Consider the following 26217-nt stretch of genomic DNA (forward strand, 5'->3'; position numbering starts at 1 on the left):
GTTATTGCTCCTCCATGTTCAGCGGGAAGTGGCAGGCAAACAGACGGGTTTTCACCGCGCGCAGGCGCGGGGTTTCAATGCAGGTCTTCTGCGCGTAGGGGCAGCGTGGCCCCAAACGACAGCCGATCGGCAGGTGCTCCAAGGATGGGATCGCCCCCGGCAGCGTGTTCAGGCGGCTTTTATGCGGCAACGAACGGCCAAAATCCGGCATGGAGCGGATCAGCGCCTGGGTGTAAGGGTGGTGTGGGGCGGCGAGTAGCTCCTCGCACTGGGCGCTTTCCACCGTTTGCCCGCAGTACAGCACGTTTATCCGATCTGCCCATTTGCTCATCATCTGCAAATCGTGGCTGATCAGCAGGATAGTGGTGTTGTTGTTCTGATTGAGGCGCGCCAGCAGGCGGAAAATCTGCGCCTGGGTGGTGGGTTCCATGGCGTTGGTAGGTTCATCGGCGATCAGCAGCCGTGGCTGGTTGGCCAGCGCAATGGCGATCATCACTTTCTGGCATTCCCCCTCGGTTAATTCGTAGGGGTAACTGCCCATGATGTCGTCGTGATCCTTAATGCCGACGCGGTGCAGCAGTTCGATGGCGCGGCGTTTGCGCCAGTTGAACCTTTGCCACCAGCGGCCTTTGTAGGTCCAGCCGGGAATTGTCTGTACCAACTGGCGGCCAATGCTTTCGGACGGATCCAGACAGGACTGGGGTTCCTGAAAGATCATCGAAACGTTATGCCCCACTAGCTTCCGCCGTTCGCGCGGCGTCAGTTGCAGCAGATCGATGTCGTCGAAGCGGAAACGATCGGCCGTAACGCGCCAGTTGTCTTTGGTGACGCCGCAAATCGCTTTGGCGATCAGGCTTTTCCCCGATCCGGACTCGCCCACCAGGCCGCGTACTTCGCCTTCGGTCAGCGTCATGCTGACGCGATCGACCGCCTTGACCGGGCCTTCGGCGGTCATAAATTCAATCGTCAGATTGCGGATATCGAGTAACGGCATTATTCCACTCCCGCATTAATCGCGCGGCGCATGCCATCGCCCAACAGGTTAACCAACAGCACGCTGACCAGAATGGCACCACCGGGTAGCATCACCGCCCAGGGCGCGACATACACCAGTTCCAGCGAATCACCGAGCATCGCTCCCCATTCAGGGGAAGGAAGCTGGGCACCAAGATCGAGAAAACCCAGCGCGGCGATATCAAGAATCGCCATCGACAGTGCGCGGGTAAACTCGGTCACCAGCACCGCCGCAATGTTCGGCACTACCGCATACCACAGGATCTGTGGCGTTGAGGCACCGTCTAAGCGGGCAGCAACCACATACTCTTTTTCCAGTTCGTCATGCACGGCGCTGTAGATGGTGCGTACCATGCGCGGCAGCAGTGCCAGCCACACGGCCAGCATGGCGTGTTCCAGCTTCGGCCCAAGAAAGGCCACCACGATGATCGCCAGCAGCAGCGAAGGAATGGAAAGCAGGGTGTCGAGCACATGGTTCAGCACTGCCGAGATCAGGCCGCGGGTCACCCCGGCAAATACCCCGAGGATCACGCCAAAAAAGGCGGCGGCAATGGTGACGATCAGCGCAGAACCGAAGGTGGCGGCGGTGCCGGTCAACAGGCGGCTCAGAATATCGCGCCCCAGATCGTCTGTGCCGAGGAAGAACGACACGTTGCCGTAGCGTGACCAGGACGGCGGCAACAGCTGATAACCGAGGAACTGCTGATCCAACGCGTAAGGGGCCAGCAGGCTACCGAAGAGGGAAAGCAACAGCAGGGCAATCACGCCGTAAAAACCAATCATCGCCAGCGTGTCACCGTAAAAAATCCGCCAGGTGTAACGCAGCGGGCTTGGCATTTTCTTTTCGCCGTAGACGTTATCGAAGGGCATACCATTCCTTATGCTTCAGTGGGTTGGTGGCAGCACCCAGAATATCGGCCAGTACGTTGACGGTAATCACCAGCGAACTGACGACCATTACGCCAGCGGAGATCGCGGCATAATCCTGCTGACGGATGGCATTGATCAGCCAGCGGCCGAGCCCTGGCCAACTGAACACCACTTCAGTGATCATCGCCAGCGTGAGCATGGTGGAAAACTGCAAGCCGAGTTTGGGAATGATCGGCGGTAACGCATTGTGCAGGACGTGGCGGCGGATAATGGTAAAGCGCGACAGACCACGGGTGGCGGCGGCCTTGATGTAGTTCTGGCCGAGCACATCGTCGGTGCTGATACGCATCAGACGGATCACCTCGGTGAGCGGCGCTATGGCCACAACGATAATTGGCAACACCATATGGCGCAGCGCGCTGGCGATCATCTCGTTGCGGTAGGGCGAATCTGAGAGCCAGGCGTCAATCAGCGCAAAACCGGTCACCGGTTTAACCTGATACAGCAGATCGAAACGGCCTGAAACCGGCAGCCAGCCGAGGTGCAAGGAGAAGAACAGCATCAGCAGCAGGGCTAACCAGAATACCGGTATGGAAAACCCCAGCAGGGCAAAGGTGCTGATGGCAGTGTCCTGCCATTTGCCGCGCAGCACGCCGGCAATAATGCCCAGCGGAATGCCGAGGCACAGCGCCAGTACGAACGCCAGAATGCACAGCTCCATGGTGGCCGGGAACACTTCGCGCAACTGTTCACCAATTGCCTGGCCGTTGATGCTGGAAACGCCAAAATCCCCTTGTATCAGGCTGACGAAATAGAACTGATAGGCGTCCAGCAGGGCGGCGCCATTGAGCGGAGCACGCGGGGTGAAATAGCTCAGGCTGAAGCTGACCAGCGTCAGAAAGAACAGCGTAATCAGTAGCAGCAGAATACGGCGTAAGGTAAAGATAATCACTTTTTCACCTCCTCCGCGGGTTCGCGATACACGCCGGCAAAGGATGCGTTACCGAACGGGCTCAACACCAATCCTTTGATGTCATAACGGTAGGCTTGCAGGCGCAGGGAAGAGGCCAGAGGCAACACCGGCAACTGCTGTTCCAGGATTTTCTGCGCCTGTTGATATTTTTCGATACGCTGCGACAACTGCTGTGACAACAGCGCATCCTGCAGCACTTCATCAAAGCTGGGATCACACCAGTGAGCATAGTTGGTTTGCGAACGGATTGCCGCGCAGCTCAGCAGCGGACGGAAGAAACTGTCCGGGTCGTTGCTGTCGGTGGCCCAGCCGCTGAGAGTGAGATCGTGATTCATTTCCATCAGGCGGGCTTCCTGGAAGCGGCCCTCCACCGGCACGATGGTGACGTTGATGCCGATCTGGGCTAAGTCTGCCTGGATCAGTTCGGCAGTTTTCAGCGGGCTTGGGTTGTAGGATTGCGAGGCGGTAGGCACCCACAGTTTCAGATCCAGCGGGCCAACCCCGGCTTCGCGCAGCAGCTCTCGGGCTTTGGCCGGATCGTATGCCGTGACGTGTGCCTCACTGTCATACGCCCAAGAGGCGCGCGGCAGCAGCGAGGCGGCGGTTTCCGCCGTACCGTAATAGATCGACTGCATCAGGCGCTGGTTATTGATCGCCAGCGCAATGGCCTGGCGTACTTTCAGATTATCCAGCGGCGGTTTGCGGGTGTTGAACGCCAGATAGGCGATGTTCATGCCGGGCCGCAGCGTGAGGCGCAGGCGGGGATCGTCACGCAGAATCGAAAGCTGGCTGGCGGCCGGGTAAGCCAGCACATCGCATTCCCCGGTCAGCAGCTTCGACAGCCTGCCGGTGCCCCCGGCACCCAGATCGATCACCACCTGTGGCATCCGAGGTTTGCCCTTCCAGTAAACGTCATTGCGCGCCAGCCGAATATATTGCCCAGAGCGGTATTCGTTCAGCATGAATGGACCGGTCCCTACCGGTTCACGGTCGATCAATTCCTGTGTGCCTGCCAGCGTCAGGTTGGCGGCATATTCTGCCGACAATATTGGTGCATAGTGGGTGGCCAGGTGCCAGAGGAAAGAGGCGTCCGGCGTTTGTAGGCGGATCTCGACGGTATAGTTGTCCAGCTTCTTCACCCGCTGGACGGAGTCGGCAAACTGCAAACTGTCGAAATAGGGGTATTCACCACCATTCACAGAGTGGAACGGATGTTTTTGGTTGAACACCCGCTCAAAACTGAATACCACATCATCGGCATTCATTTTACGCGTGGGTTGGAACCAGGCGGTGGTCTGGAAAGGGACGTCACGGCGCAGATGAAAGCGATAGGTCGCCCCGTTATCCAGCACTTCCCAACTTTGCGCCAGTTGCGGGATCAGCCGATAGGTGTAAGGGTCAACATCCAGCAGGCGATCGTATAACTGGGCAGCCAGCGTATCGACCGTCAGGCCACTGCTGGCCATCTGTGGGTTGAAGGTGTTCAGGATGCCGCTGACACAATAAACAAAACCGCTCTGGCGGATATCCGCTGGCGGTGGCACCGTGCTCGGCACGGGGGGCGTTGAGGCCAGCACTGAGGTTGCCAGGCTGCTCAACGACATTATCCAAAGAGGTAAAGCACGCATAGACGCTTCATGGGTTAATGAGCAATAGCGTTAGTGTATCGCACTCTGGCAATCTACCCAATTTCTTGAGTAAAACGGCTGAATTTTCTGCTGCTTGGCTGTGCTTGCGGCAATTGTCTGGCGATAAAATCATAAAACCGATGAAAATGTCAGGTTATAACGCAATAAATCCCGCTCAGCGATGCTGGCAGGCACGGGCCTGCCAGTGAAGGTTACCTCGGATGAATCAGGGGTGATCGCTGTCGAGCTTACCAGAGCCAGCCTGGCTGGTGACGATCCCTTTCACGTCGTTAACGTTGTTCACATGCAACCGCAGGGCTGGTATCCAACCGACACTGTTTGCGAGCTGATCCGCTGCCGACGCTGAAGCATTATAAACAGCCAGCAGATCGACCGGGCTGCCGTTAACCAGGTTGTCTTTAGTAAAGATATACTGGCCGCCATAGCGTTTGATCACTTTGCTTGCTGCAATGCCGCTAGCCAATTCGATCACGTTCTTTTCCGCATAGATGGCAGATTCAACCCCGACACCCCACATGCTGGTAAAGTCCGCCGCTGCCAGGATCTGGCTATAGTTGTTGTAAACATCAACCTGACCGAAACGCACGCGTGGAGCTCGCTGGCCAGGATTCACCCAGTGGTTGTGGTGCATGGTGACCTTGAGCTTGTTGCGATCCACCAGACGTGAGTCTGAAGAGCCTATCAGGTTAACTTTGTCGTGATCGCCAAAGATACTGAAGGAGGCGGTGACGTAGTTACTGCTGTGGGTGATATCCAACAGGCCATCATGCACCTGGAAAGTACGGCCATACACTTTTGGCAGTGATTGGCGCGGATGATCGCCATCGTCCAGCGTGACATGATCTACCCAGGCATGTTCTACCGTCATCAGCGAAATATTGTCATACAGACTGTTCCAGTTACCCGCGCTGCCGTCGGTAGGATCCCACTCAGGGAAACAGTCATAGGCATCGGAAATGTGCAGGTTGCGGATAATCACGTTGCTGACTTCTTTCACCAGCAGGTGCGCCCCGATGATATGGGCATCTTTCCCCACCCCGATCAACGTGACGTTAGAGCCGAAACGTTGCTGTATCTGCTTGGTCTGCAGTTTGGTTGCTGCCACCCGCGCCTCCTCTAATGGCCCTTCTGGGGTCACCATGCCCCAGGCGCCCGCGGGATCAAAATGCTCGATAAAATCTTCCATGCTGAAGGTTTGTGCGCTGCCGGGTACTTGCACCTGCTCGGCAATATCGTCGCAGGTCAGCAAGCCACCGCCTTCCGCTCTCTCCATCGCATTGATCTTGCCTTTGACATAGATAATGCGTGGTGTGGTCTGGTTTTGTGCACTGGTGCCGCCGAGTGCAGCACGCAACTCCTGCCAAGTGTTGACCACATAGATGTGGCTGTCGCTAGCTGCACTGCCGCCAGTGACGCCAGGGCCATAAGATCCCCAGCCATCACCTGTTGCCAGCACCTCGCGTCCCAGGTCTGCTGCAGTGGCGAGCGTAGAACAGGCCAAGCCGCTGGCGAGTATCAGTTTCAACGCGGTGGAAAGGGTTGCACGTCGCAATGTAACGGATTGATGCATAGTAACTCCTGCCATAATAATTTTGCATGAATATTCAACGTGTTGCATGCCCGAACTCTGTGAAATGCTTTCACGACCCCATTTCAGGCCAGCGAGTGTTGATTTGGTGCACCGCCTGATTGGGCGGTGCATACTCCTTTGCTATGGTTTTTCCTCGCACCGCTAGAGTGGTTTTAACGGTGACCAATAAAATATAGAACATCATTTCATTAATTTAGAAATTAAGTTCTGATTATTTTTTTGGGTTATGTTTGAAAGGCCCTGCAGTAGGGGAGAGAGCGGAGTGACAGGGAGTGAAAAAGGGGAAGTAGCGAGCGTTACCGCTCGCTGAATGCAAAAAATTATTCGCTCTCCGGCCCAGCGTTTTGCAGCAAAGCGTGTTTTTTCAGCATGCCACGCAACTGATGGTAGGTCAGCCCCAACAGCTCCGCCGCTTTACGCTGGTTAAAACGGCCTTGCTGCAGCGCCAGTTCCAGCAGCTCTTTTTCCTGCTGATGCTGCCAGGCTTTCACATCCAGCGGTAAGGCGGGCAGGCCGCTGGCCTGTGGTGGCGCAATGGCTGCCGGCACGGTGCGTTGAGCAAAGGGGTTAATGATGATCTCATCCAGTTCACTGCTGCTTGAACCGTGGCGATAGACCGAACGTTCCACTACGTTCTTCAGTTCACGCACGTTACCCGGCCAGTGGTAGCCGAGCAGGGTGGCCTGCGCATGCTGGCTGAAGCCGGGGAACAGCGGCAAGGACAGTTCGCGGCACATCTGGATGGCGAAGTGCTCGGCCAGCAGCATGATGTCCTGCTGGCGTTGGCGCAGCGGTGGCAACTGCACCACGTCGAAAGCCAGGCGATCCAGCAGATCGGCACGGAACTTACCGGCGGCGGCAAGCGCGGGCAGATCGTCGTTGGTGGCGCATACCAGCCGCACATCCACCCGCAGCGGCTGGCTGCCGCCGACGCGCTCCAGATGGCCATATTCAATCACCCGCAGCAGTTTTTCCTGCACCAGCATTGGCGCGGTAGCCAGTTCATCCAGGAATAAGGTGCCGCCGTCGGCGCGTTCAAAGCGGCCGAGATGGCGCTTCTGCGCCCCGGTGAACGCCCCTGCCTCGTGGCCAAACAGCTCAGAATCCAGCAGATTCTCGTTCAGCGCCGCGCAGTTGAGCGAAATAAACGGCCCCTGCCAGCGGTTGGAGAGATAGTGCAAGCGGTGGGCGATCAGCTCTTTACCGGTGCCGCGCTCGCCGATCACCAGCACGGGTTTGTTGAGTTTCGCCAGTTGCGAAACTTGCTCCAACACTTCCACAAAGGCGTTTGCTTCGCCCAGCAGGTTTTCTAACGGCTCGCTCATGATGAAATTCGCCAATGTTTGGTGAAAATACTCACTCTACAGCAAGTGCGAAGAGAGTCAAAAATAAATATTCCTTTATTTTCAACATAATAAAAATTGGCACGGGTTTTGATAAGGTATTGATACCAACAGTATGATTCAACGCGGCGCCTCAGACGCCGACCTATGACCAAGAGGAAGTGAATTATGGGTATTTTTTCTCGTTTTGCCGACATCGTGAATGCCAATATCAACACTCTGCTGGATAAGGCGGAAGACCCGCAGAAACTGGTGCGTTTGATGATCCAGGAGATGGAAGATACGCTGGTTGAAGTGCGTTCCACCTCAGCGCGGGCGCTGGCGGAGAAAAAGCAGTTGCTGCGCCGTATTGAACAGGGGGAACATCAGCTCAATGACTGGCAGGACAAAGCCGAACTGGCGCTGCGTAAAGATAAAGAAGATCTGGCGCGCGCTGCGCTGATCGAAAAACAGAAGGTGGCCGATCTGATCGCCACGCTGAGCCATGAAGCCGCAACGGTGGAAGAAACGCTGGCACGCATGAAAAGCGAAATCGGCGAGTTGGAAAACAAACTGACCGAAACACGGGCGCGCCAGCAGGCGTTAACCCTGCGCCATCAGGCGGCTTCATCTTCACGCGATGTGCGCCGCAAGCTGGACAGCGGTAAACTGGATGAAGCCATGGCGCGTTTTGAGCAGTTCGAACGCCGGATTGACCATATGGAAGCCGAAGCGGAAAGCGTCAGCATCGGCAAAAAGAAAAGCCTGGAGCAGGAATTTGCCGAATTGAAGGCGGATGATGCCATCAGTGAGCAACTGGCGGCCCTGAAGGCCAAAATGAATCGCTCAGAGTAATGTTTCAGCGGCCACCGACCCGTGGCCGCCTACCAAAACCAATAAGAAGGAATTGAAATGAGTGCTCTATTACTTGCCATCCCGTTGACAATTTTTGTGTTGTTTGTCGCACCGATTTGGCTATGGCTGCATTACAGCAACCGGCAACAGAGCGGCATTCAACTGAGCCATCAGGAGATGCAACGGTTGGCACAGCTGGCGGAAGATGCCAAGCGCATGCGTGAACGCATTCAGGCGCTGGAAGAAATTCTTGATGCAGAACACCCGAATTGGAGACAGTCTTAATGGCGAACACGCTGGGCAGTAAAAAGCTTTATCGCGTACCTGAAGAAGGTATGCTGAAGGGCGTATGTGCTGGTTTGGCCCACTATTTTGACGTGCCGGTGCGGTTAATTCGGGTGATGGTGGTGTTGTCGATGTTTTTCGGGCTGTTTTTCTTCACTATCATTGCCTACATCGCGCTGACCTTTATGCTGGACGAGGCGCCCGCCAGCCGTTATGAAAACGAACACCCGCAGACCCCGCGCCAGTTGCTTGATCAACTGGAGTATGAACTGGGCAGCGGCGAGCAGCAGTTACGCCAGGTCGAACGTTATGTGACGTCTGATACCTTTGGTGTGCAGAGCCGCTTTCGCAAGCTGTAACCTGTCAGGTGGGGCATTTGCCAAGGAGAACAATGAAACGACTACAAAATGAGTTAACTTCGCTGGTCAACCGCGGCATGGATCGCCACTTGCGGTTGGCGGTGACCGGCCTGAGCCGTAGCGGCAAGACGGCGTTTATCACCGCTTTCGTTAATCAGTTGCTTCATGTTCACAGCGGCGCACGTATGCCGCTGTTTTCGCCGGTGCGGGAAGAGCGCCTGCTGGGGGTGAAACGTATTCCGCAGCGCGATCTCGGCATCCCGCGTTTTACCTATGACGAAGGGCTGGCGCAGCTTTATGGCAGCCCGCCGAGCTGGCCGACGCCAACGCGCGGCGTCAGCGAGATCCGTCTGGCGCTGCGTTATCGCTCCAATGACTCGCTGCTGCGCCATTTCAAAGAAACCTCCACGCTGTACCTGGAGATTGTTGACTACCCAGGCGAATGGCTGCTCGATCTGCCGATGCTGGACCAGGATTATCTGGCCTGGTCGCGCCAAATGGGCGGGCTATTGCAGGGGCAGCGCGCCGAATGGGCCAAGCCTTGGCTGGCGCTGTGCAACGAGCTCGATCCGCTGGCCGTGGCCGATGAGAACAAGCTGGCTGCGATTGCGCAAGCCTATACCGATTATCTGCTGCGCTGCAAAGCAGAAGGGCTGCACTTTATTCAACCGGGGCGCTTTGTTCTGCCGGGCGAGATGGCCGGTGCGCCAGCCTTGCAGTTTTTCCCGTGGCCGAACGTTGATGCCGCAGGGGAATCACGGCTGGCGCAGGCGGATAAGCGCAGCAACTTCGCGATGCTGCGCGCGCGCTTTAACTATTATTGCCAGTCGATCGTCAAAAATTTCTACAAAGAGCATTTTGTTCGTTTCGATCGCCAGATTGTGCTGGTGGATTGCCTACAGCCGCTCAACAGCGGGCCGCAGGCATTCAACGACATGCGGCTGGCGCTGACGCAGCTGATGCAGAGCTTCCATTACGGTAAACGTACGCTGTTCCGTCGCTTATTCTCGCCCACCATCGACAAGCTGATGTTTGCCGCCACCAAAGCAGACCATATCACCGCCGATCAGCACGCTAACCTGGTTTCGCTGTTGCAGCAACTGGTGCAGGAAGCCTGGCAGAACGCGGCCTTTGAAGGGATCAGCATGGACTGCGTCGGGCTGGCGTCGGTGCAGGCCACCGAAAGCGGTATTGTGGATCACCATGGGCAGCGGATCCCGGCGTTGAAGGGCCATCGCCTGAATGATGATACGCCGCTGACGGTTTTCCCGGGCGAAGTCCCGGCCCGTTTACCGGGCCCGGCGTTCTGGCAGCAGCAAGGGTTCCATTTTGACGAATTCCGCCCACGGGTGATGAGCGTCGACAGCCCGTTACCGCACATCCGTCTGGATGCGGTGATGGAGTTTTTATTGGGAGATAAATTGCGATGAGCGAGCCGTTAAAACCGCGTATCGACTTTGCCGAGCCGTTACAGGCACCGCAGGAGCCAGTATTGCGCGCCGGAGTGGCGTTTGATGAGCTGCAGGCCGAAAAATTTTATCCTGCGGCCCCGGAATGGGAACAGGAAGAGGAAGAAGGGCGCGCCGAAGGGATCATCAATGCGGCATTGAAACCCAAGCTCAGCCTGTGGCGCAAAATGGTCAACGCTGGGTTAGTGCTGTTTGGCGTCAGCGTAGTGGCGCAGGGCATTCAGTGGCTGCACACCTCCTGGCTGCAACAGGATTGGATCGCCCTCGGCGGCGGCGTGGCCGGTGGTTTGATCGTGTTCGCGGGCATTGGCTCAGTGGTGGGGGAATGGCGGCGGCTGTATCGCCTGCGCCAGCGCGCGGAAGAGCGTGATGAAGCGCGAGAACTGTTGCACAGCCATGGTTTAGGCAAAGGGCGTGAGTTCTGTGAAAAGCTGGCGCGGCAGGCCGGTTTGGATCAGGGGCACCCTGCGTTGCAACGCTGGCAGGCTTCGCTGCATGAGACGCAAAACGACCGTGAGGTGGTGGCACTGTATGCCAAACTGGTGCAACCGGTGCTGGATAACCAGGCGCGGCGTGAGATCAGCCGTTCTGCCGCGGAATCGGCGCTGATGATCGCCGTCAGCCCGCTGGCCTTGGTGGATATGGCATTTATCGCCTGGCGTAATATCCGTCTGATCAACCGCATTGCGGCACTGTATGGCATTGAACTGGGCTATTTCAGCCGCATTCGCCTGTTCCGGCTGGTGCTGTTGAATATTGCCTTTGCGGGAGCTTCGGAACTGGTACGGGAAGTGGGGATGGACTGGATGTCGCAGGATATTGCGGCGCGGCTGTCTGCCCGTGCGGCTCAGGGGATCGGTGCTGGGCTGTTGACCGCCCGCCTGGGGATTAAAGCGATGGAGTTGTGCCGTCCTTTGCCTTGGCTGGAAGATGATAAACCGAAACTGGGGGATTTTCGCGGCCAGTTAATCGCGCAGTTGAAAGACACGATGAAGAAGAGTGAAAACAAGGCCAAATAACCTCGCAGGCTGCGCCCGGTGGTGCAGCCTGGCAATGACTTATCGATAGCGTGAATTTGTAACCCTTGATTGACGAAAGACGATCTTCCTGTAACTGCATTATATTTCGCTAAAAAATCACTCGCAGTTATGATAACTCTCTGACAATAAGCTAAAATCACGCCGATGGTGTTATTGGGTTGCGTTTAAAATCATCAGTGACAGTGATAAATCAGAGATCTGTCAACTTTTACTGACAGATTGCTTCTTCCGTTCGGGGTGAGAGGGTATCATCATCGCCAGTCATCCCCGCACTTGCAGAGATAAGGCCAATACTGATGCGTTTGGAAGTATTTTGCGAAGACCGTCTCGGTCTCACTCGAGAATTACTCGATCTCCTAGTGTTGCGCAGCATCGATTTGCGCGGCATCGAAATTGATCCTATCGGCCGTATTTACCTGAATTTTTCCCAGTTGGATTTTGATACCTTTCGCGCCTTGATGGCGGAGATCCGCCGTATTAGCGGCGTTACCGACGTGCGTACCGTCAGTTTTATGCCTTCGGAGCGCGAGCATCGGGCTTTGCGTGCGCTGCTGGCGTCGATGCCGGAGCCGGTGTTCTCCATCGATATGAAAGGCAAAGTGGAACTGGCCAACCCTGCTGCGCAGGCGCTGTTCAACCTTAATGAAGACAAGATCCGCAACCAGACGGTGGCGCAGCTTATCGGTGGCTATAACTTTGGCCGCTGGCTGGAAAGCGAGAATACGGCACCACACTCCGAACGGGTGGTGATCCGCAGCCAAGACTTCCTGATGGATATCACGCCGATCTATCTTGAGGATGAGAATCAGCAAAACTCTACGGTCGGCGCGGTGGTGATGCTTAAATCGACGGCGCGTATGGGCCGCCAACTGCAAGATCTGTCGGTGAATGATGATACCGAATTTGATCATATCGTGGCCGTCAGCCCGAAAATGCGCCATGTGCTGGAGCAGGCGCGCAAGCTGGCGATGCTGGACGCGCCGTTGCTGATTGTCGGCGATACCGGCACTGGTAAAGATATTCTGGCCCGTGCTTGCCACCTGCGCAGCCCGCGAGGCAAACAGCCGTTCCTGGCGCTTAACTGTGCGGCCTTGCCGGATGACGTAGTGGAAAGTGAACTGTTCGGCCATGCGCCGGGCGCTTACCCGAACGCGCTGGAAGGTAAAAAAGGCTTCTTCGAGCAGGCCAACGGCGGTTCGGTATTACTGGATGAGATCGGCGAGATGTCGCCACGCATGCAAACCAAGCTGCTGCGCTTCCTTAATGACGGCACTTTCCGCCGCGTTGGGGAAGAGCATGAGGTGCATGTGGATGTGCGGGTGATTTGTGCCACGCAGAAAAACCTGACTGAGCTGGTTCAGCGCGGTGAATTCCGTGAGGATCTATATTATCGCCTCAACGTACTGACCATCACTATTCCACCGCTGCGTGAACGAGCACAGGATATTATGCCGCTGACCGAACTGTTTGTGGCGCGCTTTGCCGACGAACAGGGCGTGGCGCGGCCAAAGCTGGCCAGCGATCTCAACAGTTTCCTCAGTAAATACGGCTGGCCGGGCAACGTGCGCCAGTTGAAAAATGCCATCTACCGCGCGTTAACCCAGACCGATGGTTACGAGTTACGTCCGCAGGACATTATTCTGCCGGAGTTTGAGGCGGAAATATCGCTGGGGGATGAAGTGCTGGATGGCTCGCTGGATGATATCAGCAAGCGCTTTGAACGTTCGGTGCTGACCCGTCTTTACCGCACTTATCCCAGCACGCGCAAGCTGGCCAAGCGTTTGGGCGTTTCCCATACTGCGATCGCCAACAAACTGCGCGAATATGGCCTCAGCAGCCGCAAGGCTGTGGATGAGAGCGAGGAGTAGCTTTTTAGTTCATAAAAAAGCCCGGTTCACACACCTAATGCTTGTCAGTTAAGGCTAACCAGTTCCCTCTCCCTCGGGGAGAGGGTTAGGGTGAGGGGAAGATCACTGAACTAAATCCCCTCACCCCGGCCCTCTCCCACAAGGAGAGGGAGGCCACACCTTTAGCACCTGCTGCATAATTATGCAGCTTTGCGCTTAACTGATCAGCATTAGGTTCACATACCGGGCTTTTGCACATCAGCAGGCTGATTACAGCGCAGCGAGCGCGGCATCGTAGTTGGGTTCAGTGGTGATCTCATTCACCAGTTCGCTGTACAGCACTTTGTCTTGACCATCCAGCACCACCACGGCACGGGCAGTCAGGCCAGACAGTGGGCCTTCGGCGATTTCCACACCATAGGCGGATTTAAACTCGCCGCCACGCAGGGTGGATAACGTCACCACATTATTCAGCCCTTCAGCGCCGCAGAAACGGGATTGGGCGAACGGCAGATCGGCGGAAATGCACAGCACCACGGTGTTATCCAGGCTGCTGGCCAGTTGGTTGAATTTGCGTACTGAGGTAGCGCAGACGCCGGTATCAATACTTGGGAAAATGTTCAGAACTTTGCGTTTACCCGCGAAGCTGCTCAGCGCGACGTCTGACAGGTCTTTGGCAACCAGAGTGAAACCTTTGGCCTGTTCGCCCTGCTGTGGCAATTTGCCGGCTACAGTGACAGGATTGCCTTGAAAATGTACGGTCTGAGTCATTGCTTGGTTCCTTTCAACGAAGTTTATACAAAGATTTAAACCTAATTAACATTAGGTTCACACCCTGGCATCAGTGTAAGTCAACAGGGGCGACTTAGATATAAAAAATTTGCTAAATAGTTGTATATATTAGAATACCCTTGCACAGTGAATTGACTTTATGCGCTTTTTTGTTCAGGAGCGGTGATGAGAAGCATGCGTTTTTACCCAGAAGCCTGGCCGCTGCATACGGCGTTTGTTATCGCCCGTGGCAGCCGCACAGAAGCCAAAGTGGTGGTGGTTGAAATTGAACAGCAGGGGATGCGTGGTGTGGGGGAATGCACGCCTTATCCCCGTTACGGCGAGAGTGAAAACTCGGTTATGGCGCAGTTGGCCAGCGTAACGGCGGCGATAGCGCAAGGGGCTACGCGGCAAGATGTACAACGGTTGTTGCCCGCCGGCGCGGCGCGTAATGCCGTCGATTCGGCGCTTTGGGCTTTGGAATGCCAAATAAAGGGGCAGGACCTGTGGCAACGCTGCGGTATTGCACCACCCCCACGCATTACGATGGCCCAAACCGTCAGCATCGGCACACCGGAAGCGATGGCGTTTGCTGCCAAGGAGTTGGTACAGCAAGGGGCTACGTTGCTGAAAATCAAACTCGACGATCGGCTGATCGGTGAAAGGCTGGTGGCAATCCGCGCCGCAGTGCCGGAAATAACGCTGATCGTCGATGCTAATGAGTCATGGCAGGCGCAGGGGCTGGCTGCACGCTGCCAATTACTGGCCGATTTGCGGGTGGCGATGCTGGAACAACCGTTACCCGCGGATAACGATAGCGCCTTGGCAAACTTCATCCACCCGTTGCCGATTTGCGCGGATGAAAGTTGCCACACCAGCGCCGATCTGGCGCAGTTGGCCGGGCGTTATCAAATGGTCAACATCAAGCTGGATAAAACCGGTGGCCTGACTGAAGCGCTGATGTTGGCCGCACAGGCTCGTGCGCAAGGCTTCGACATCATGCTCGGCTGCATGCTGTGTACTTCAAGAGCGATCGCCGCCGCGTTACCTTTGGTACCCGGCGCGCGCTTTGTCGATCTCGATGGCCCTACCTGGCTGGCGCAGGATGTGGAGCCTGGCTTGGCCTTCGAGTGCGGAGCAATCAAACTTTAACTGCGCCGCAGATCGCTTTACTTCTGATAGGTCAGCAGTTCTATCATTGCTTCCAGATAGGTTTCGCTCGCGGCATCAGCAGAAATCGCTGGCAGCTCGGCGGTGATGCAGGGCAAGGATAAATCTGCACACCAACTGCCGAACGAGCCGGGCGTTTCGTAACCCACGCTGGTTACCAGCGGCAGAATAAACTGGTGCGCCAACCAAACGCCCAGTTTGGTACTTTCCGGATCTTCGATACAGGCTAGTGGTTCATGGAATGACACTACCCACCGTGGCTTCAGGCGGTGGATAAGGCGGCACAGCGCCTGGGTTTCCGGCTCTGACCCTGGCCTGCCGCCGGTGGAAAGCAGCACGTCCCGTGCCTGAGTGGCGCTGTTCCAGCGGTAAACCGTATCGCCAGAGCGCCAGTTGGCCGCCGGGAAATTGCGATTGAGATCGACACCGTTGGCATTGGAGCGTAACCCGAGTTGGCAACCATCCGGGTTGACTGCCAGTATCACATGATGGCGCAGCTGAGAGGGGCTGATGCTGCGTAATGCACAGGACAGCGTTACGATTGTCGCCGTTTCATCACCGTGCGTACCGGCAATCACCAACCCGGTATCCGGGCCACTGTGTGCCGCTGGGAAGTAGAGCAATGGGGCACCTAACAACGATTTACCGTAACTTTCACCCGCAATGGCCAGTTGACCACGCTCGCTGCGCGGTTTGTGTTGGATCATGGTTTAGTCCCTTCATACCAAGCTATCTCCGCATACCTGATACGACATGCAACGCCAAGTCTGCCAGAGATAAGACGTGATTGTTAATTTATTCAGTGTATTACGTTTTAAGTCATCTTTCCCAGTGTCTATGCGAATAAAACCTCGGCTGTTGTTATACTATCGGCAGAAGTTAATCATAAAGGGGATTTAACATGCCAGTTGCCAGAATAGTTGCTTGCTATAGCGAAAATGCGAAGGATACCATCACGTTATTATGCGGCGTGGATGCAGAAAACCAGATCCGTCAAGGGGAGTGGTTTGGCGTGGTAAAAAATGACGACGGGCGTGGGGATGAGTCTAACTATCCTTTTACCCTGCACGTTGATCATCAGAAAGGTGAGTTCTTCCTCGATTATGGTTATGACGATATCAACTCGCGCCAGCTACAGAAAACCGATATTCAGCTCAAGCCGCTGGTAGAAAAGGGCTATTTCACCATTTTTGATGAAGAAGAGGGCGAAGAGTTCAGCTACCAGATTGTCAGCATTCATCTCTACGATTAATTTTCTCTTATGGAAAACGCCCGTATCACGCCAGCCGTAATACGGGCGTTTTTTATCGCTTGGCGCTCAGTTTTTACAATCTTGCCGGCATCAAACTATGGGTAAGGCGTATCTTGTGCTATATGATAAAAAATTCAGATGGTTAACTGGGACAGTTCAAGATGGCGATAAGCAAAATTCAGCAGAGTTTTCAGTTGGCGCTTTGCGCTACGACGATTGGCGCAGGGATCAGCGGGGCGCTAGCGGCTCAGGTTCCCCCAGGCACCGATCTGGCGAAACAGCAGGAGATTGTGCGCCATATCAAAGATGAACCGGCTTCTCTGGATCCGATTAAAGCGGTGGGGTTGCCAGAGGCTCAGGTGGCGCGCGATCTGTTCGAAGGGCTGGTGAATCAGGATGCTCGTGGTCAGGTGATCCCCGGTGTTGCCAGCCGCTGGCAGACCAGCGATAACCAGATTTATCTCTTTACGCTGCGCAAAGATGCGCGCTGGTCTAATGGTGACCCTGTCACGGCTAAAGACTTTGTTTATAGCTGGCAGCGGTTAGTGGATCCGAAAAACCTGTCGCCATTTGCCTGGTTTGCCCAGTTAGCCGGTATCCAAAATGCGGACGAGATCATCGCGGGGAAATTGCCGGTCGATAAGCTGGGGGTGACAGCGGTGGATGACCACACGCTGAAGGTTCAACTGAATAAACCGGTACCGTATTTTGTCAGCCTGACCGCTAACTTCAGCTTATTCCCTGTACCGCAGGCGACCGTTGAGAAGTTTGGCAACGATTGGACCAAGGTGGGTAATTTGGTGGGTAACGGTGCCTTTAAGCTGCAAGATCGGGTGGTGAATGAAAAGCTGGTGCTGGTTCCGAATGAGCACTATTGGGATCATGCCCATACCGTGCTGACTAAAGTCACCTTTGTACCGATCAATCAGGAATCTAACGCCACTAAGCGTTATCTGGCGGGTGATATTGATATCACCGAATCTTTCCCGAAGAACATGTATCAGAAGTTGCTGAAGGATATCCCGGGCCAAGTGTATACCCCGGATCAGCTTGGCACTTATTATTACGCGTTCAACACGCAACGTGCGCCAACCAATGACGTGCGGGTGCGCAAGGCGCTGTCCTATGCCATCGATCGCAAGATCATTGCTGAGAAAGTGTTAGGTACTGGCGAAAAGCCTGCTTATCACTTCACCCCGGACGTTACCGCAGGCTTCAAGCCAGAAACCAGCCTGTTACAGCAACAGTCGCAGGAAGAGTTGGATGCGCAAGCCAAAGCGTTGATGCAGGCCGCAGGCTATGGCCCGAACAAGCCACTAAAGTTGACGCTGTTGTATAACACTTCAGAAAGCCATCAGAAGATCGCCATTGCCGTGGCATCGATGTGGAAGAAAAAGCTGGGGGTGGATGTCAAACTGCAAAATCAGGAGTGGAAAACCTATATTGATAGCCGTAATATCGGTAATTTCGACGTAGTGCGCGCTTCCTGGGTTGGGGATTACAACGAAGCCTCTACCTTCCTTTCGCTGCTGACGTCCACACACAGTGGCAATATCGCCAAATTCAAAAGCCCGGAATACGATCAGCTGTTGCTCGAAGCCAGCCGTGAGACAAACCCAGCCGCGCTGACCAACGATTATAATAAGGCCGAACAGATAATTGCTGCGCAGGCACCGATCGCACCGATTTATCAGTACACCAATGGCCGCCTGATCAAGCCTTGGGTGAAAGGTTACCCGATCACTAACCCGGAAGACGTGGCGTATAGTCATGAAATGTACATCCTGAAGCACTGACATCCAGAAAACTGGCGTATGCAATGCCCTGCTAATGCAGGGCTTTTTTTGTCTAAGCATTAAGATACTTGTTAAAGTTGAACGCTGAGGAAGTCGCGATCTAAAGTCAGGTCGCTATACGACTCTTGTTTAACAGCAAAACAGAGAGGGTACTATGAATGTCATTGAGGGGCGCGATCTTCAGGTGCCCGACGCGGTGTATGCGTATCAACTCGACGGCAAAGGCGGAACGACGCCGATTGACTATGAAAATAAAGTCACCCGTGATGAACCTTGCTGGCTGCATCTCGATTATGCCCATGCGGCAAGTGCTGAATGGCTGGCGACGACGCCGCTGTTGCCCGATGCGGTAAGGGAAGCGCTTTCTGGCGAAAGTACGCGCCCGCGGGTTAATCGCTTGGGTGAAGGGACCCTTATCACGCTGCGCGGCATCAACTTCAATGCGGACTCAAGGCCCGATCAGTTGGTTACGTTCCGTGTGTATATGACCGATAAACTGATTATTTCTACCCGACACCGTAAGGTGTACTCCATCGATGCCGTGGTCAACGAATTGCAGAACGGCTCAGGGCCGACCAACAGTGGCGATTGGCTGGTAGATATTGCTGATGCATTGACCGATCACGCCAGCGAGTTCATTGAGGATCTGCACGATAAGATTATCGATCTGGAAGATGCGCTGCTGGAACAACAGATCCCGGAACGCGGGCAGTTGGCGTTAATGCGCAAGCAATTGATCGTGCTGCGCCGCTATATGGCACCACAGCGCGATGTGTTCTCGCGTTTGGCCAGCGAACGCCTGCCGTGGATGAGTGACGACGATCGTCGCCGTATGCAGGATATCGCCGACCGGCTGGGGCGCGGGTTGGACGATCTGGATGGCAGCATTGCCCGCACGGCGATACTGTCTGATGAGATCACTACCGTGATGGCGGATGCCATGAACCGCCGCACTTACACGATGTCGCTGATGGCGATGGTGTTCTTGCCAACGACCTTTCTGACCGGATTGTTTGGTGTCAACTTAGGGGGGATCCCCGGCAGTGGCAGCCCGCTGGCCTTTGCCGCTTTCTGCTCCATGCTGTTGGCTCTGGTCGCCGGTGTTGCCTGGTGGCTGAAGCGCAGCCGGTGGTTATAATGGCAATTTCAACCAGCAGAGAGCAATACCCCTCAGCATGAGAAGAGAGGGGGATAAAACGCCATTAAAGTTGAGCGATATCAATATTTGCCCGCGCAAACTACGGCATGATCTCTCTCGCAGGTGAATGCAACGTCAAGCGATGGGCGTTGCGCTCCATAATTGTCTTACTTTTTATTTTAGAATTACTGCATAGCACATTTAATTCATACGATGCCGGTTTAATCACCGGCATTTTTTTGCATTTTTTCTGCCTGACACCGCATTATTATCAAGCCAAGAAATATTAATAGTTCTTATACACAGGCCCTGTGTTATTGCAGCTGATGCGACAACCCAAAATACTGACTTGCTAAGCTGCGCTTTCATCCCAGAAGCTGGCTTCGATCTTGTGCCCGTCCAGATCGCGCACAAAGCAGCCATAATAGGCAGCACCATAGTGTGGCCGCGAACCTGGGGCACCTTCTTCTTTGGCGCCTGCCGCCACAGCCTGCTGATAGAACTCATCGACCTGTTTTTTGCTGGTGGCAAAAAAACCAATATGCACACCGTTGGCGGTTCCGGCCGGTTTGCCGTCTATCGGTATTTGTAGCCAGAATTCGGGATAGTCACGGCCATAGCCGATAGCACCAGGGTGCTCCATGACGCGGCGGCAGCCTAAAGCAGCAAGAACCCGATCGTAAAATCGTGCGGCAGCATCAAAATTGTTGGTGCCCAATGAGACGTGGGACAGACAAGGGGTGATATTCATCGGTAATCTCCATTTAACTGTATAAATAAACAGTAATGGATAAAGCCGTTGCTGTCAGGCTCTTTGTGCATAAATTGTGAGCAGGATCGAAAACTGCAAGGGGAAAGAAAGCCCGCCTGCGGTTTGCAGGCGGAAAGCGCGTTTATTTAATTTCCAGCACGTTCAGGCGCTCAAACACCGACGTGTTCTGCTCATCTGCCTCTTCGGGCTGCCAACCCACAGGCTGCAATGGAATATCTTCGCGGTCAAATGCCAGATCGCCACCGTCTACCACTTCGCTGCCGTGATGAATGGCTTTAAAATCAAATAGATTGGTATCACACAGGTGAGAAGGCACCACGTTCTGCATCGCGCTGAACATGGTTTCGATCCGGCCTGGATAACGTTTATCCCAGTCACGCAGCATGTCGCCAATTACCTGGCGTTGCAGGTTCGGTTGTGAACCACACAGGTTGCACGGGATGATCGGGAAAGCTTTAGCGACAGCAAAACGTTCAATGTCTTTCTCACGGCAATAGGCCAGCGGGCGGATCACGACATGCTTGCCATCGTCACTCATCAGCTTGGGTGGCATGCCTTTCAGTTTGCCGCCGTAGAACATATTAAGGAACAGCGTCTGCAGAATATCGTCCCGGTGGTGGCCGAGAGCGATCTTGGTGGCGCCCAGCTCAGTCGCGGTGCGGTAGAGAATGCCACGACGCAGGCGTGAACACAGGGAACAGGTGGTTTTACCTTCCGGGATCTTTTCCTTGACGATGCCGTAGGTATCCTCTTCGACGATCTTGTACTCTACCCCCAGGTTTTCCAGATATTCAGGCAGAATATGTTCTGGGAAGCCAGGCTGTTTCTGATCGAGATTCACGGCAATCAGCGAGAAATTCACCGGCGCGCTCTGCTGCAGATTACGCAGGATCTCCAGCATGGTGTAGCTGTCTTTACCGCCAGACAGGCACACCATAATGCGGTCACCTTCTTCAATCATGTTGAAGTCCGCGATTGCCTCACCCACGTTACGGCGCAGGCGCTTTTGCAATTTGTTGAGGTTGTACTGCTCTTTAGGTTTAATTGACTGATTTTCTTGCATTTTATTTTCCGTAGAACATCAAAAGGGGCAAATTGAGGCAAAATATATTAAATAGCCAACCTATCATTTAGCATGTTCACCTGCTCCCCATTCATCTCTTCGATCCACTTTCCGTATATCTCGCAGACCATTTGCGCGTTTTCATGCCCCATCTGCTCAATAATAAAAGATGGGTTAGCACTGGCCGTTAATAACCAGCACGTGAAAGTATGCCGCGTATGGTACGGATTACGCCGCCGAATACCAGCGAGTTTTACAGCGGGCACCGAACGATGACGGCGATTTGCTGACTTTTGATGTTCAAAAATCAATTCTCAGAACGGTAAACTTCACCACAGAACAGCACGGCTTTAGGGCGGCGAAGTTGTATTGCTTTCAGAACCTGCTCACACTCTGCTTCGGTTGCATATATGTGCTCGGAAACAGGCAGTGCATCGCAGTAGTCATGGCCGCAGGCACTGACAAGTAAAATGAAACCGATCAGCATATTGACTCCTTAAACTCAGCGCGCATATCGTCAGGATTCAAGCCTCACTCAGAATGGTGAGCTAACGCTTCGATGGCTGCAACACTTTCCACTGTCCTGCTGTTTACCCAATTACTGCTTTCATCATATAGCGTAGAGCATTGGCGCGTGGTCATAAGCAATCTGAACGCCATTGTTAACGCAAAGACTCAATGAGACATGCCCGCGTTTTTATGCGTGCCGTTCTTCAACATGATCTGTCTCAGCGACTGCCACAAACGTTCTTTATCGCTGTCTTTTAAGTTGACTTGTTCCACCGTTTTCATAAAGGCGGCGTGATCGGTGAATTGTCTATCCTGGGTTAAGGTTTGGTTGATCCCGGTCAGAATTGCGGTGCTCAAAGCGCCGATCTTCACTCTTACCTGCTCCAGCGGGGCGGGTTGCCAGGCTGTTTCAGGTGAGGAAAGCCAGTCGGCTCGGTAGCGATATTGAATCGCCTTGGCGGCATCCATTTGCGCCTGTATGAATGGCTTCACTGATTCGCCATCTAACCCCAGCTTTTCAGCCTCGGCGGCTGAGTTTGCCAGCACTTTGGCTTCCTGCGGCAAATCCTCAATCGCAAGGTGATGTTGCGCTTTGTATCCTGCAACATCTTTCATATGAGATAAACGTTGGTTAATCAGTGAAGCGACATCGGCGCTTTGCGTTGGCGTCGCTAGCGTGGTGGCAGAAAAAAATAATCCAGTCCAAAGCAGCAGTAGTTTTACAGAGGTTTTTCTATCCATTTAATTTCACCTTTTTTATTGATGCCAATAACCCGGAATGGCAAACCCAATTGCGATGAGGGCGCGAACAAGTCGCGCCCTGAGAGGATTACTCTGCCGCTGACTTCTCGGCTTTACCCGCCAGCAGGCTGAGGAAATCGTACTTTTCCTTCAGCTCTTTTTCCGCGGCTTGATACAGCGCTGCGGCCACGTCGGGCTGCTGTGTATTAAGGCGACGGAAACGCTGCTCCTTGTTTAAGGTCGCGGCCAGATCGCTGTTAGGTGGGCGCGAGTCCAACACCAACGGCAGCTTGCCTTCAGCGGCCCGGCGCGGATCGAAGCGGTATAACGGCCAGAAGCCCGTGGCGGTTAACTGCTTCATCTGTTCATGGCTGAGCGCCAGATCGTAGCCATGCTCTTCGCACGGGCTGTAAGCGATAATCAACGACGGGCCGGGGTAGGCTTCCGCTTCCTGAATCGCCTTCACCGTCTGATTTAGCTGTGCGCCCAGTGAGATCTGTGCCACATACACATGGCCATACATCATCATACTGACGCCGAGATCCTTGCGTGCCTTGCGTTTACCGTGTTCACCGAACTTGGTCACCGCCCCCAGAGGGGTGGCTTTGGATTGCTGCCCACCGGTATTGGAATAGCATTGCGTATCCAGCACCAGCACGTTGACGTTTTCCGTCAGGCTCAGCACGTGATCCAGGCCGCCAAAGCCGATATCGTAAGCCCAGCCATCGCCGCCAATCAGCCAGATGGATTTATCCACCAGGTAATCAGCATCGGTGGCTAACTGCTTGGCTTCGTCGCCAGCCATATTGGCTAACAGGTGGCGCAATTCGGCAATCTGCTGGCGGCGCGCTTCTGGCGCGATGTCTGCGGCCTGCAAGGCGTTCACCAATGGGGCGGGCAATTGCGGTGCCAGGGTCTCCAGCAAACGCAGCACGCGGCTGCGATGCTGATCCACCGTTAAGCGGAAACCTAAACCAAACTCGGCATTGTCTTCAAACAGCGAGTTAGCCCAGGCCGGGCCGCGCCCTGCGGCATTGGTGGTATAAGGCGTGGTCGGCAGGTTGCCACCATAGATGGAAGAACAACCGGTGGCGTTGGCGATCAGCAGGCGATCGCCGTAAAGCTGCGTCAGCAATTTGATATACGGCGTTTCGCCACAGCCGGAACAGGCACCGGAGTATTCGAACAGCGGCGAGATCAGCTGCGACGTGCGGATATCGATACGTTCCATCTGGGCGGGATCGATTTCCGGCAGTTGCAGGAAGAAGTCGTAATGGGCTTTTTCTTCCGCCAGATGTTCCAGGCGCGAAGCCATGTTGATCGCTTTGATTTCAGGGTTCTGGCGATCTTTCGCCGGGCAGACCTCCACGCACAGGTTGCAGCCGGTGCAATCCTCCGGAGCGACCTGCAGCACATATTTTTGGCCACGCATATCGCGCGCTTTTACATCCAAGGAGTGCAGCGAAGCAGGGTCATGCTCCATCGCCTGCGGCTGAACCACTTTGGCGCGAATGGCGGAATGCGGGCAGGCGGCAACGCAGTGGTTGCACTGGGTACATAAGTCCGGCTGCCAGATCGGGATCTCTTCGGCAATATTGCGTTTTTCCCATTGGGTGGTGCCCACGGGCCAGGTGCCGTCCGGCGGGAAGGCTGACACCGGCAAGGCATCGCCAAGCCCGGCCAACATGGCGGCGGTAACGGTTTTGACAAAGTCTGGCGCCGTATCGGCAACCACCGGTGGGCGCAGCGGGCTGCTGCTACTGATAGGGTGCAGCGGGATCGCCGTCAACGCATGCAAAGTCGCACCCAACGCCTGCCAGTTACGTTGAACAATCTCCTGGCCTTTATTGCTGTAGCTGCGGGCAATGGCATCCTGTAACTGTTGCAGCGCCACGTCACCGGGCAAGATTTGCGTCAGGTGGAAAAACGCCATCTGCATCACGGTGTTGATGCGGGCACCCAACTGGCATTCGCGCGCCAGTTTGGCGGCGTTGATAATGTAGAACTTTGCCTGGCGCTGGTGCAGCAGTGCCTGCACTTCCTGCGGCAGGCGTGCCCAAACCTCTTCGGCGCTATACGGCGTGTTCAGCAGGAAAGTGCCGCCCGGTTTCAGGCGTTCTACCATTTGGTATTTGTCGATAAATTGCCACTGGTGGCAACCGACAAAATCGGCCTGAGTGATCAGATAGGCTGAATTGATCGGTTTTTCACTGACCCGCAGGTGCGAAACGGTTAACCCACCGGCCTTTTTCGAGTCGTAGACAAAATAGCCCTGTGCGTACAGCGGGGTACTGTTGCCGATGATTTTGATGTTGTTTTTGGTGGCGGACACCGAACCGTCGCTGCCCAGGCCATAGAACAAGGCTTCCAGCGAGGCGCGTGTGGGAAGAACTTCGCTACTCAGTGGCAGGGAAAGGCCGGTCACATCGTCGAAAATCCCCACGGTAAAGCGCGGGCGGGGCCGATCCTGCATCAACTCATCGAATATCGCCATTACGCAGTCCGGGGCGAATTCTTTGGAAGACAGCCCATAACGCCCGCCAATCACCCGCGGCAGCGTGGCGCGCTCCCCACGGCTGAAGGCTTCCGCCAGCGCGGTCATCACGTCCAGATACAGCGGTTCTGCCAGCGCGCCGGGTTCCTTGGTGCGATCGAGCACGGCAATTTTTTGCACGCTTTCCGGCAACATGGCGAGCAGATGCTGGGCAGAGAACGGCCGGAACAGGCGCACTTTTAGCACGCCAACTTTTTCGCCACGCGTCAGCAGCGTGTCGATTACCTCTTCGCAGGTGCCGATGGCCGATCCCATCAGGATCACCACGCGTTCGGCCTGCGGATGACCGTAATACTCAAACGGCTGATAGCGGCGGCCGGTCAGTTGGGCAAATGCCTCCATCGCTGCGCTGACGTGGTGGTAAGTTTGGTCGTACCACGGGTTGGTGGCCTCGCGCGCTTGGAAATAGGTATCCGGGTTGGCAGAGGTGCCGCGCACCACCGGGTGATCCGGCGACAGCGCGCGGCTACGGTGCGCATCAATCGCTGCCTGCGGCAGCATTTGCAGCAGCGTTTCATCGCTCAACGGCACGATCTTGTTGATTTCGTGGGAAGTGCGGAAGCCATCAAAGAAATGGATGAACGGGATACGGCTCTTCAGCGTGGCCGTTTGGGCGATCAGAGCAAAGTCCTGCGCTTCCTGAACGTTGCTGGCGCACAGCATGGCGCAGCCGGTTTGGCGCACTGCCATCACGTCGGAATGATCGCCGAAGATCGAAAGCGCATGGGTGGCGACGGTGCGTGCCGCCACGTGCAGGACAAAGGGCGTTAATTCCCCGGCCAACTTGTACAGGGAAGGGATCATCAGCAGCAATCCCTGAGAGGAGGTGAACGAGGTCGACAGCGCTCCGGTCTGCAGCGCCCCGTGAACGGTGGCGATGGCTCCGCCCTCAGACTGCATTTCCACGACGCGCGGCACATCACCCCAGATATTTTTTCTGCCATCGCCAGCCCAGGAATCCGCCTGCTCTGCCATGGTTGAACTGGGGGTAATGGGATAAATGGCAATCACTTCATTGGTGCGATAGGCCACGGAGGCGACAGCGTTATTACCATCGGTAGTTATCATTTCTGGTACCTTTCTGTGCTCACAACGCTGCAAAAGCGATCTTTTGCAGTAATGTTTAAAGTCTAACAGAGGGATATCGGCACGCTTTATCGCGTTTGTGTGGCTCGG

The 26217-nt window shown here is 55.1% G+C and carries 24 protein-coding genes; 10 read left to right on the top strand and 14 right to left on the bottom strand.

Translation table 11 applies throughout. From position 1 onward, the window contains the following. Position 1: 1 nt before the first annotated feature. From sapD to pspF, 6 genes are all read right to left on the bottom strand, one after another. The gene (sapD, locus tag WG891_RS06175) at positions 2-994 is read right to left on the bottom strand and encodes a putrescine export ABC transporter ATP-binding protein SapD (RefSeq protein WP_337261926.1); all 993 of its coding nucleotides are present in this window, start codon (positions 992-994) and stop codon (positions 2-4) included. Further along, a complete protein-coding gene (sapC, locus tag WG891_RS06180) occupies positions 994-1884 on the bottom strand; it encodes a putrescine export ABC transporter permease SapC (protein ID WP_076939997.1) in 891 nt (296 codons plus the stop codon). Before sapC ends, sapD begins: the two co-directional genes overlap by 1 nt. Beyond that, a complete protein-coding gene (gene sapB, locus WG891_RS06185; RefSeq protein WP_337261927.1) occupies positions 1871-2836 on the bottom strand; it encodes a putrescine export ABC transporter permease SapB in 966 nt (321 codons plus the stop codon). The genes sapC and sapB overlap by 14 nt, the downstream gene beginning before the upstream one ends. Then, positions 2833-4485 carry an ABC transporter substrate-binding protein SapA gene (gene sapA, locus WG891_RS06190; protein WP_337261928.1) on the bottom strand — a complete coding sequence of 551 codons (1653 nt, stop codon included), beginning with the start codon at positions 4483-4485 and terminating at the stop codon, positions 2833-2835. The genes sapB and sapA overlap by 4 nt, the downstream gene beginning before the upstream one ends. A 226-nt stretch (positions 4486-4711) precedes the next feature. Next, positions 4712-6076 (bottom strand): pectate lyase family protein, encoded by a 1365-nt coding sequence (locus tag WG891_RS06195; RefSeq protein ID WP_337261929.1) that lies wholly within the window; start codon positions 6074-6076, stop codon positions 4712-4714. A 341-nt stretch (positions 6077-6417) separates the two neighbouring features. Beyond that, on the bottom strand, positions 6418-7422 hold the full coding sequence (gene pspF, locus WG891_RS06200; protein ID WP_076940001.1) for a phage shock protein operon transcriptional activator: 1005 nt from the start codon (positions 7420-7422) through the stop codon (positions 6418-6420). A 186-nt stretch (positions 7423-7608) separates the two neighbouring features. On the opposite strand from pspF, the gene pspA reads away from it, so the two are divergent. The 6 genes from pspA to tyrR all read left to right on the top strand — a co-directional run bounded on the left by pspA (position 7609) and on the right by tyrR (position 13295). Beyond that, positions 7609-8274 carry a phage shock protein PspA gene (pspA, locus tag WG891_RS06205; protein ID WP_337261930.1) on the top strand — a complete coding sequence of 222 codons (666 nt, stop codon included), beginning with the start codon at positions 7609-7611 and terminating at the stop codon, positions 8272-8274. Positions 8275-8331: 57 nt separating this feature from the next. After that, positions 8332-8559, top strand: coding sequence for an envelope stress response membrane protein PspB (gene pspB, locus WG891_RS06210; protein ID WP_044551554.1), 228 nt, complete (start codon positions 8332-8334; stop codon positions 8557-8559). Further along, the gene (pspC, locus tag WG891_RS06215) at positions 8559-8918 is read left to right on the top strand and encodes an envelope stress response membrane protein PspC (RefSeq protein ID WP_076940003.1); all 360 of its coding nucleotides are present in this window, start codon (positions 8559-8561) and stop codon (positions 8916-8918) included. The genes pspB and pspC overlap by 1 nt, the downstream gene beginning before the upstream one ends. Before the next feature lie 32 nt (positions 8919-8950). Beyond that, positions 8951-10348 (top strand): YcjX family protein, encoded by a 1398-nt coding sequence (locus tag WG891_RS06220; RefSeq protein ID WP_337261931.1) that lies wholly within the window; start codon positions 8951-8953, stop codon positions 10346-10348. After that, positions 10345-11406, top strand: coding sequence for a YcjF family protein (locus tag WG891_RS06225; RefSeq protein WP_337261932.1), 1062 nt, complete (start codon positions 10345-10347; stop codon positions 11404-11406). Before WG891_RS06220 ends, WG891_RS06225 begins: the two co-directional genes overlap by 4 nt. A 317-nt stretch (positions 11407-11723) precedes the next feature. After that, positions 11724-13295 carry a transcriptional regulator TyrR gene (gene tyrR, locus WG891_RS06230; RefSeq protein ID WP_337261933.1) on the top strand — a complete coding sequence of 524 codons (1572 nt, stop codon included), beginning with the start codon at positions 11724-11726 and terminating at the stop codon, positions 13293-13295. Positions 13296-13544: 249 nt separating this feature from the next. On the opposite strand, the gene tpx is transcribed toward tyrR, so the two are convergent. Then, positions 13545-14045, bottom strand: coding sequence for a thiol peroxidase (gene tpx, locus WG891_RS06235; protein WP_337261934.1), 501 nt, complete (start codon positions 14043-14045; stop codon positions 13545-13547). A 186-nt stretch (positions 14046-14231) separates the two neighbouring features. Here tpx and ycjG point away from each other — a divergent pair, with 186 nt between their 5' ends. Continuing rightward, complete coding sequence (gene ycjG / locus WG891_RS06240; protein ID WP_337261935.1) at positions 14232-15197, top strand: L-Ala-D/L-Glu epimerase; 966 nt, start codon at positions 14232-14234, stop codon at positions 15195-15197. A gap of 17 nt (positions 15198-15214) precedes the next feature. On the opposite strand, the gene mpaA is transcribed toward ycjG, so the two are convergent. After that, a complete protein-coding gene (mpaA, locus tag WG891_RS06245) occupies positions 15215-15922 on the bottom strand; it encodes a murein tripeptide amidase MpaA (protein ID WP_337261936.1) in 708 nt (235 codons plus the stop codon). A 194-nt stretch (positions 15923-16116) separates the two neighbouring features. Between mpaA and WG891_RS06250 the strand changes: the two genes are divergently transcribed. The 3 genes from WG891_RS06250 to zntB all read left to right on the top strand — a co-directional run bounded on the left by WG891_RS06250 (position 16117) and on the right by zntB (position 19401). Next, on the top strand, positions 16117-16467 hold the full coding sequence (locus tag WG891_RS06250) for a hypothetical protein (RefSeq protein WP_337261937.1): 351 nt from the start codon (positions 16117-16119) through the stop codon (positions 16465-16467). 161 nt (positions 16468-16628) lie between these two features. Next, complete coding sequence (locus tag WG891_RS06255) at positions 16629-18263, top strand: peptide ABC transporter substrate-binding protein (protein ID WP_337261938.1); 1635 nt, start codon at positions 16629-16631, stop codon at positions 18261-18263. Between the two features lie 154 nt (positions 18264-18417). Beyond that, on the top strand, positions 18418-19401 hold the full coding sequence (gene zntB / locus WG891_RS06260) for a zinc transporter ZntB (protein WP_337261939.1): 984 nt from the start codon (positions 18418-18420) through the stop codon (positions 19399-19401). Positions 19402-19753: 352 nt separating this feature from the next. Here the strand turns inward: zntB and WG891_RS06265 are convergent, their stop codons facing one another. The 6 genes from WG891_RS06265 to nifJ form a co-directional block, all read right to left on the bottom strand. Next, complete coding sequence (locus tag WG891_RS06265; RefSeq protein ID WP_337261940.1) at positions 19754-20152, bottom strand: VOC family protein; 399 nt, start codon at positions 20150-20152, stop codon at positions 19754-19756. Between the two features lie 142 nt (positions 20153-20294). After that, positions 20295-21236 carry a tRNA 2-thiocytidine(32) synthetase TtcA gene (gene ttcA, locus WG891_RS06270; protein WP_337261941.1) on the bottom strand — a complete coding sequence of 314 codons (942 nt, stop codon included), beginning with the start codon at positions 21234-21236 and terminating at the stop codon, positions 20295-20297. A 47-nt stretch (positions 21237-21283) separates the two neighbouring features. Further along, the gene (locus tag WG891_RS06275; RefSeq protein ID WP_422066419.1) at positions 21284-21547 is read right to left on the bottom strand and encodes a tyrosine-type recombinase/integrase; all 264 of its coding nucleotides are present in this window, start codon (positions 21545-21547) and stop codon (positions 21284-21286) included. Next, positions 21544-21723, bottom strand: coding sequence for a hypothetical protein (locus WG891_RS06280; RefSeq protein ID WP_337261942.1), 180 nt, complete (start codon positions 21721-21723; stop codon positions 21544-21546). Before WG891_RS06280 ends, WG891_RS06275 begins: the two co-directional genes overlap by 4 nt. 188 nt (positions 21724-21911) lie before the next feature. Beyond that, a complete protein-coding gene (locus WG891_RS06285; RefSeq protein WP_337261943.1) occupies positions 21912-22487 on the bottom strand; it encodes a chorismate mutase in 576 nt (191 codons plus the stop codon). Between the two features lie 88 nt (positions 22488-22575). Next, positions 22576-26109: a pyruvate:ferredoxin (flavodoxin) oxidoreductase gene (gene nifJ / locus WG891_RS06290; protein WP_337261944.1), complete on the bottom strand. Its 3534-nt coding sequence runs from the start codon at positions 26107-26109 to the stop codon at positions 22576-22578. Positions 26110-26217 lie beyond the last annotated feature (108 nt).

Source organism: Serratia sp. MMO-28, from assembly GCF_037199905.1.
In the GTDB taxonomy this organism is placed as follows: domain Bacteria; phylum Pseudomonadota; class Gammaproteobacteria; order Enterobacterales; family Enterobacteriaceae; genus Chania; species Chania oryzae.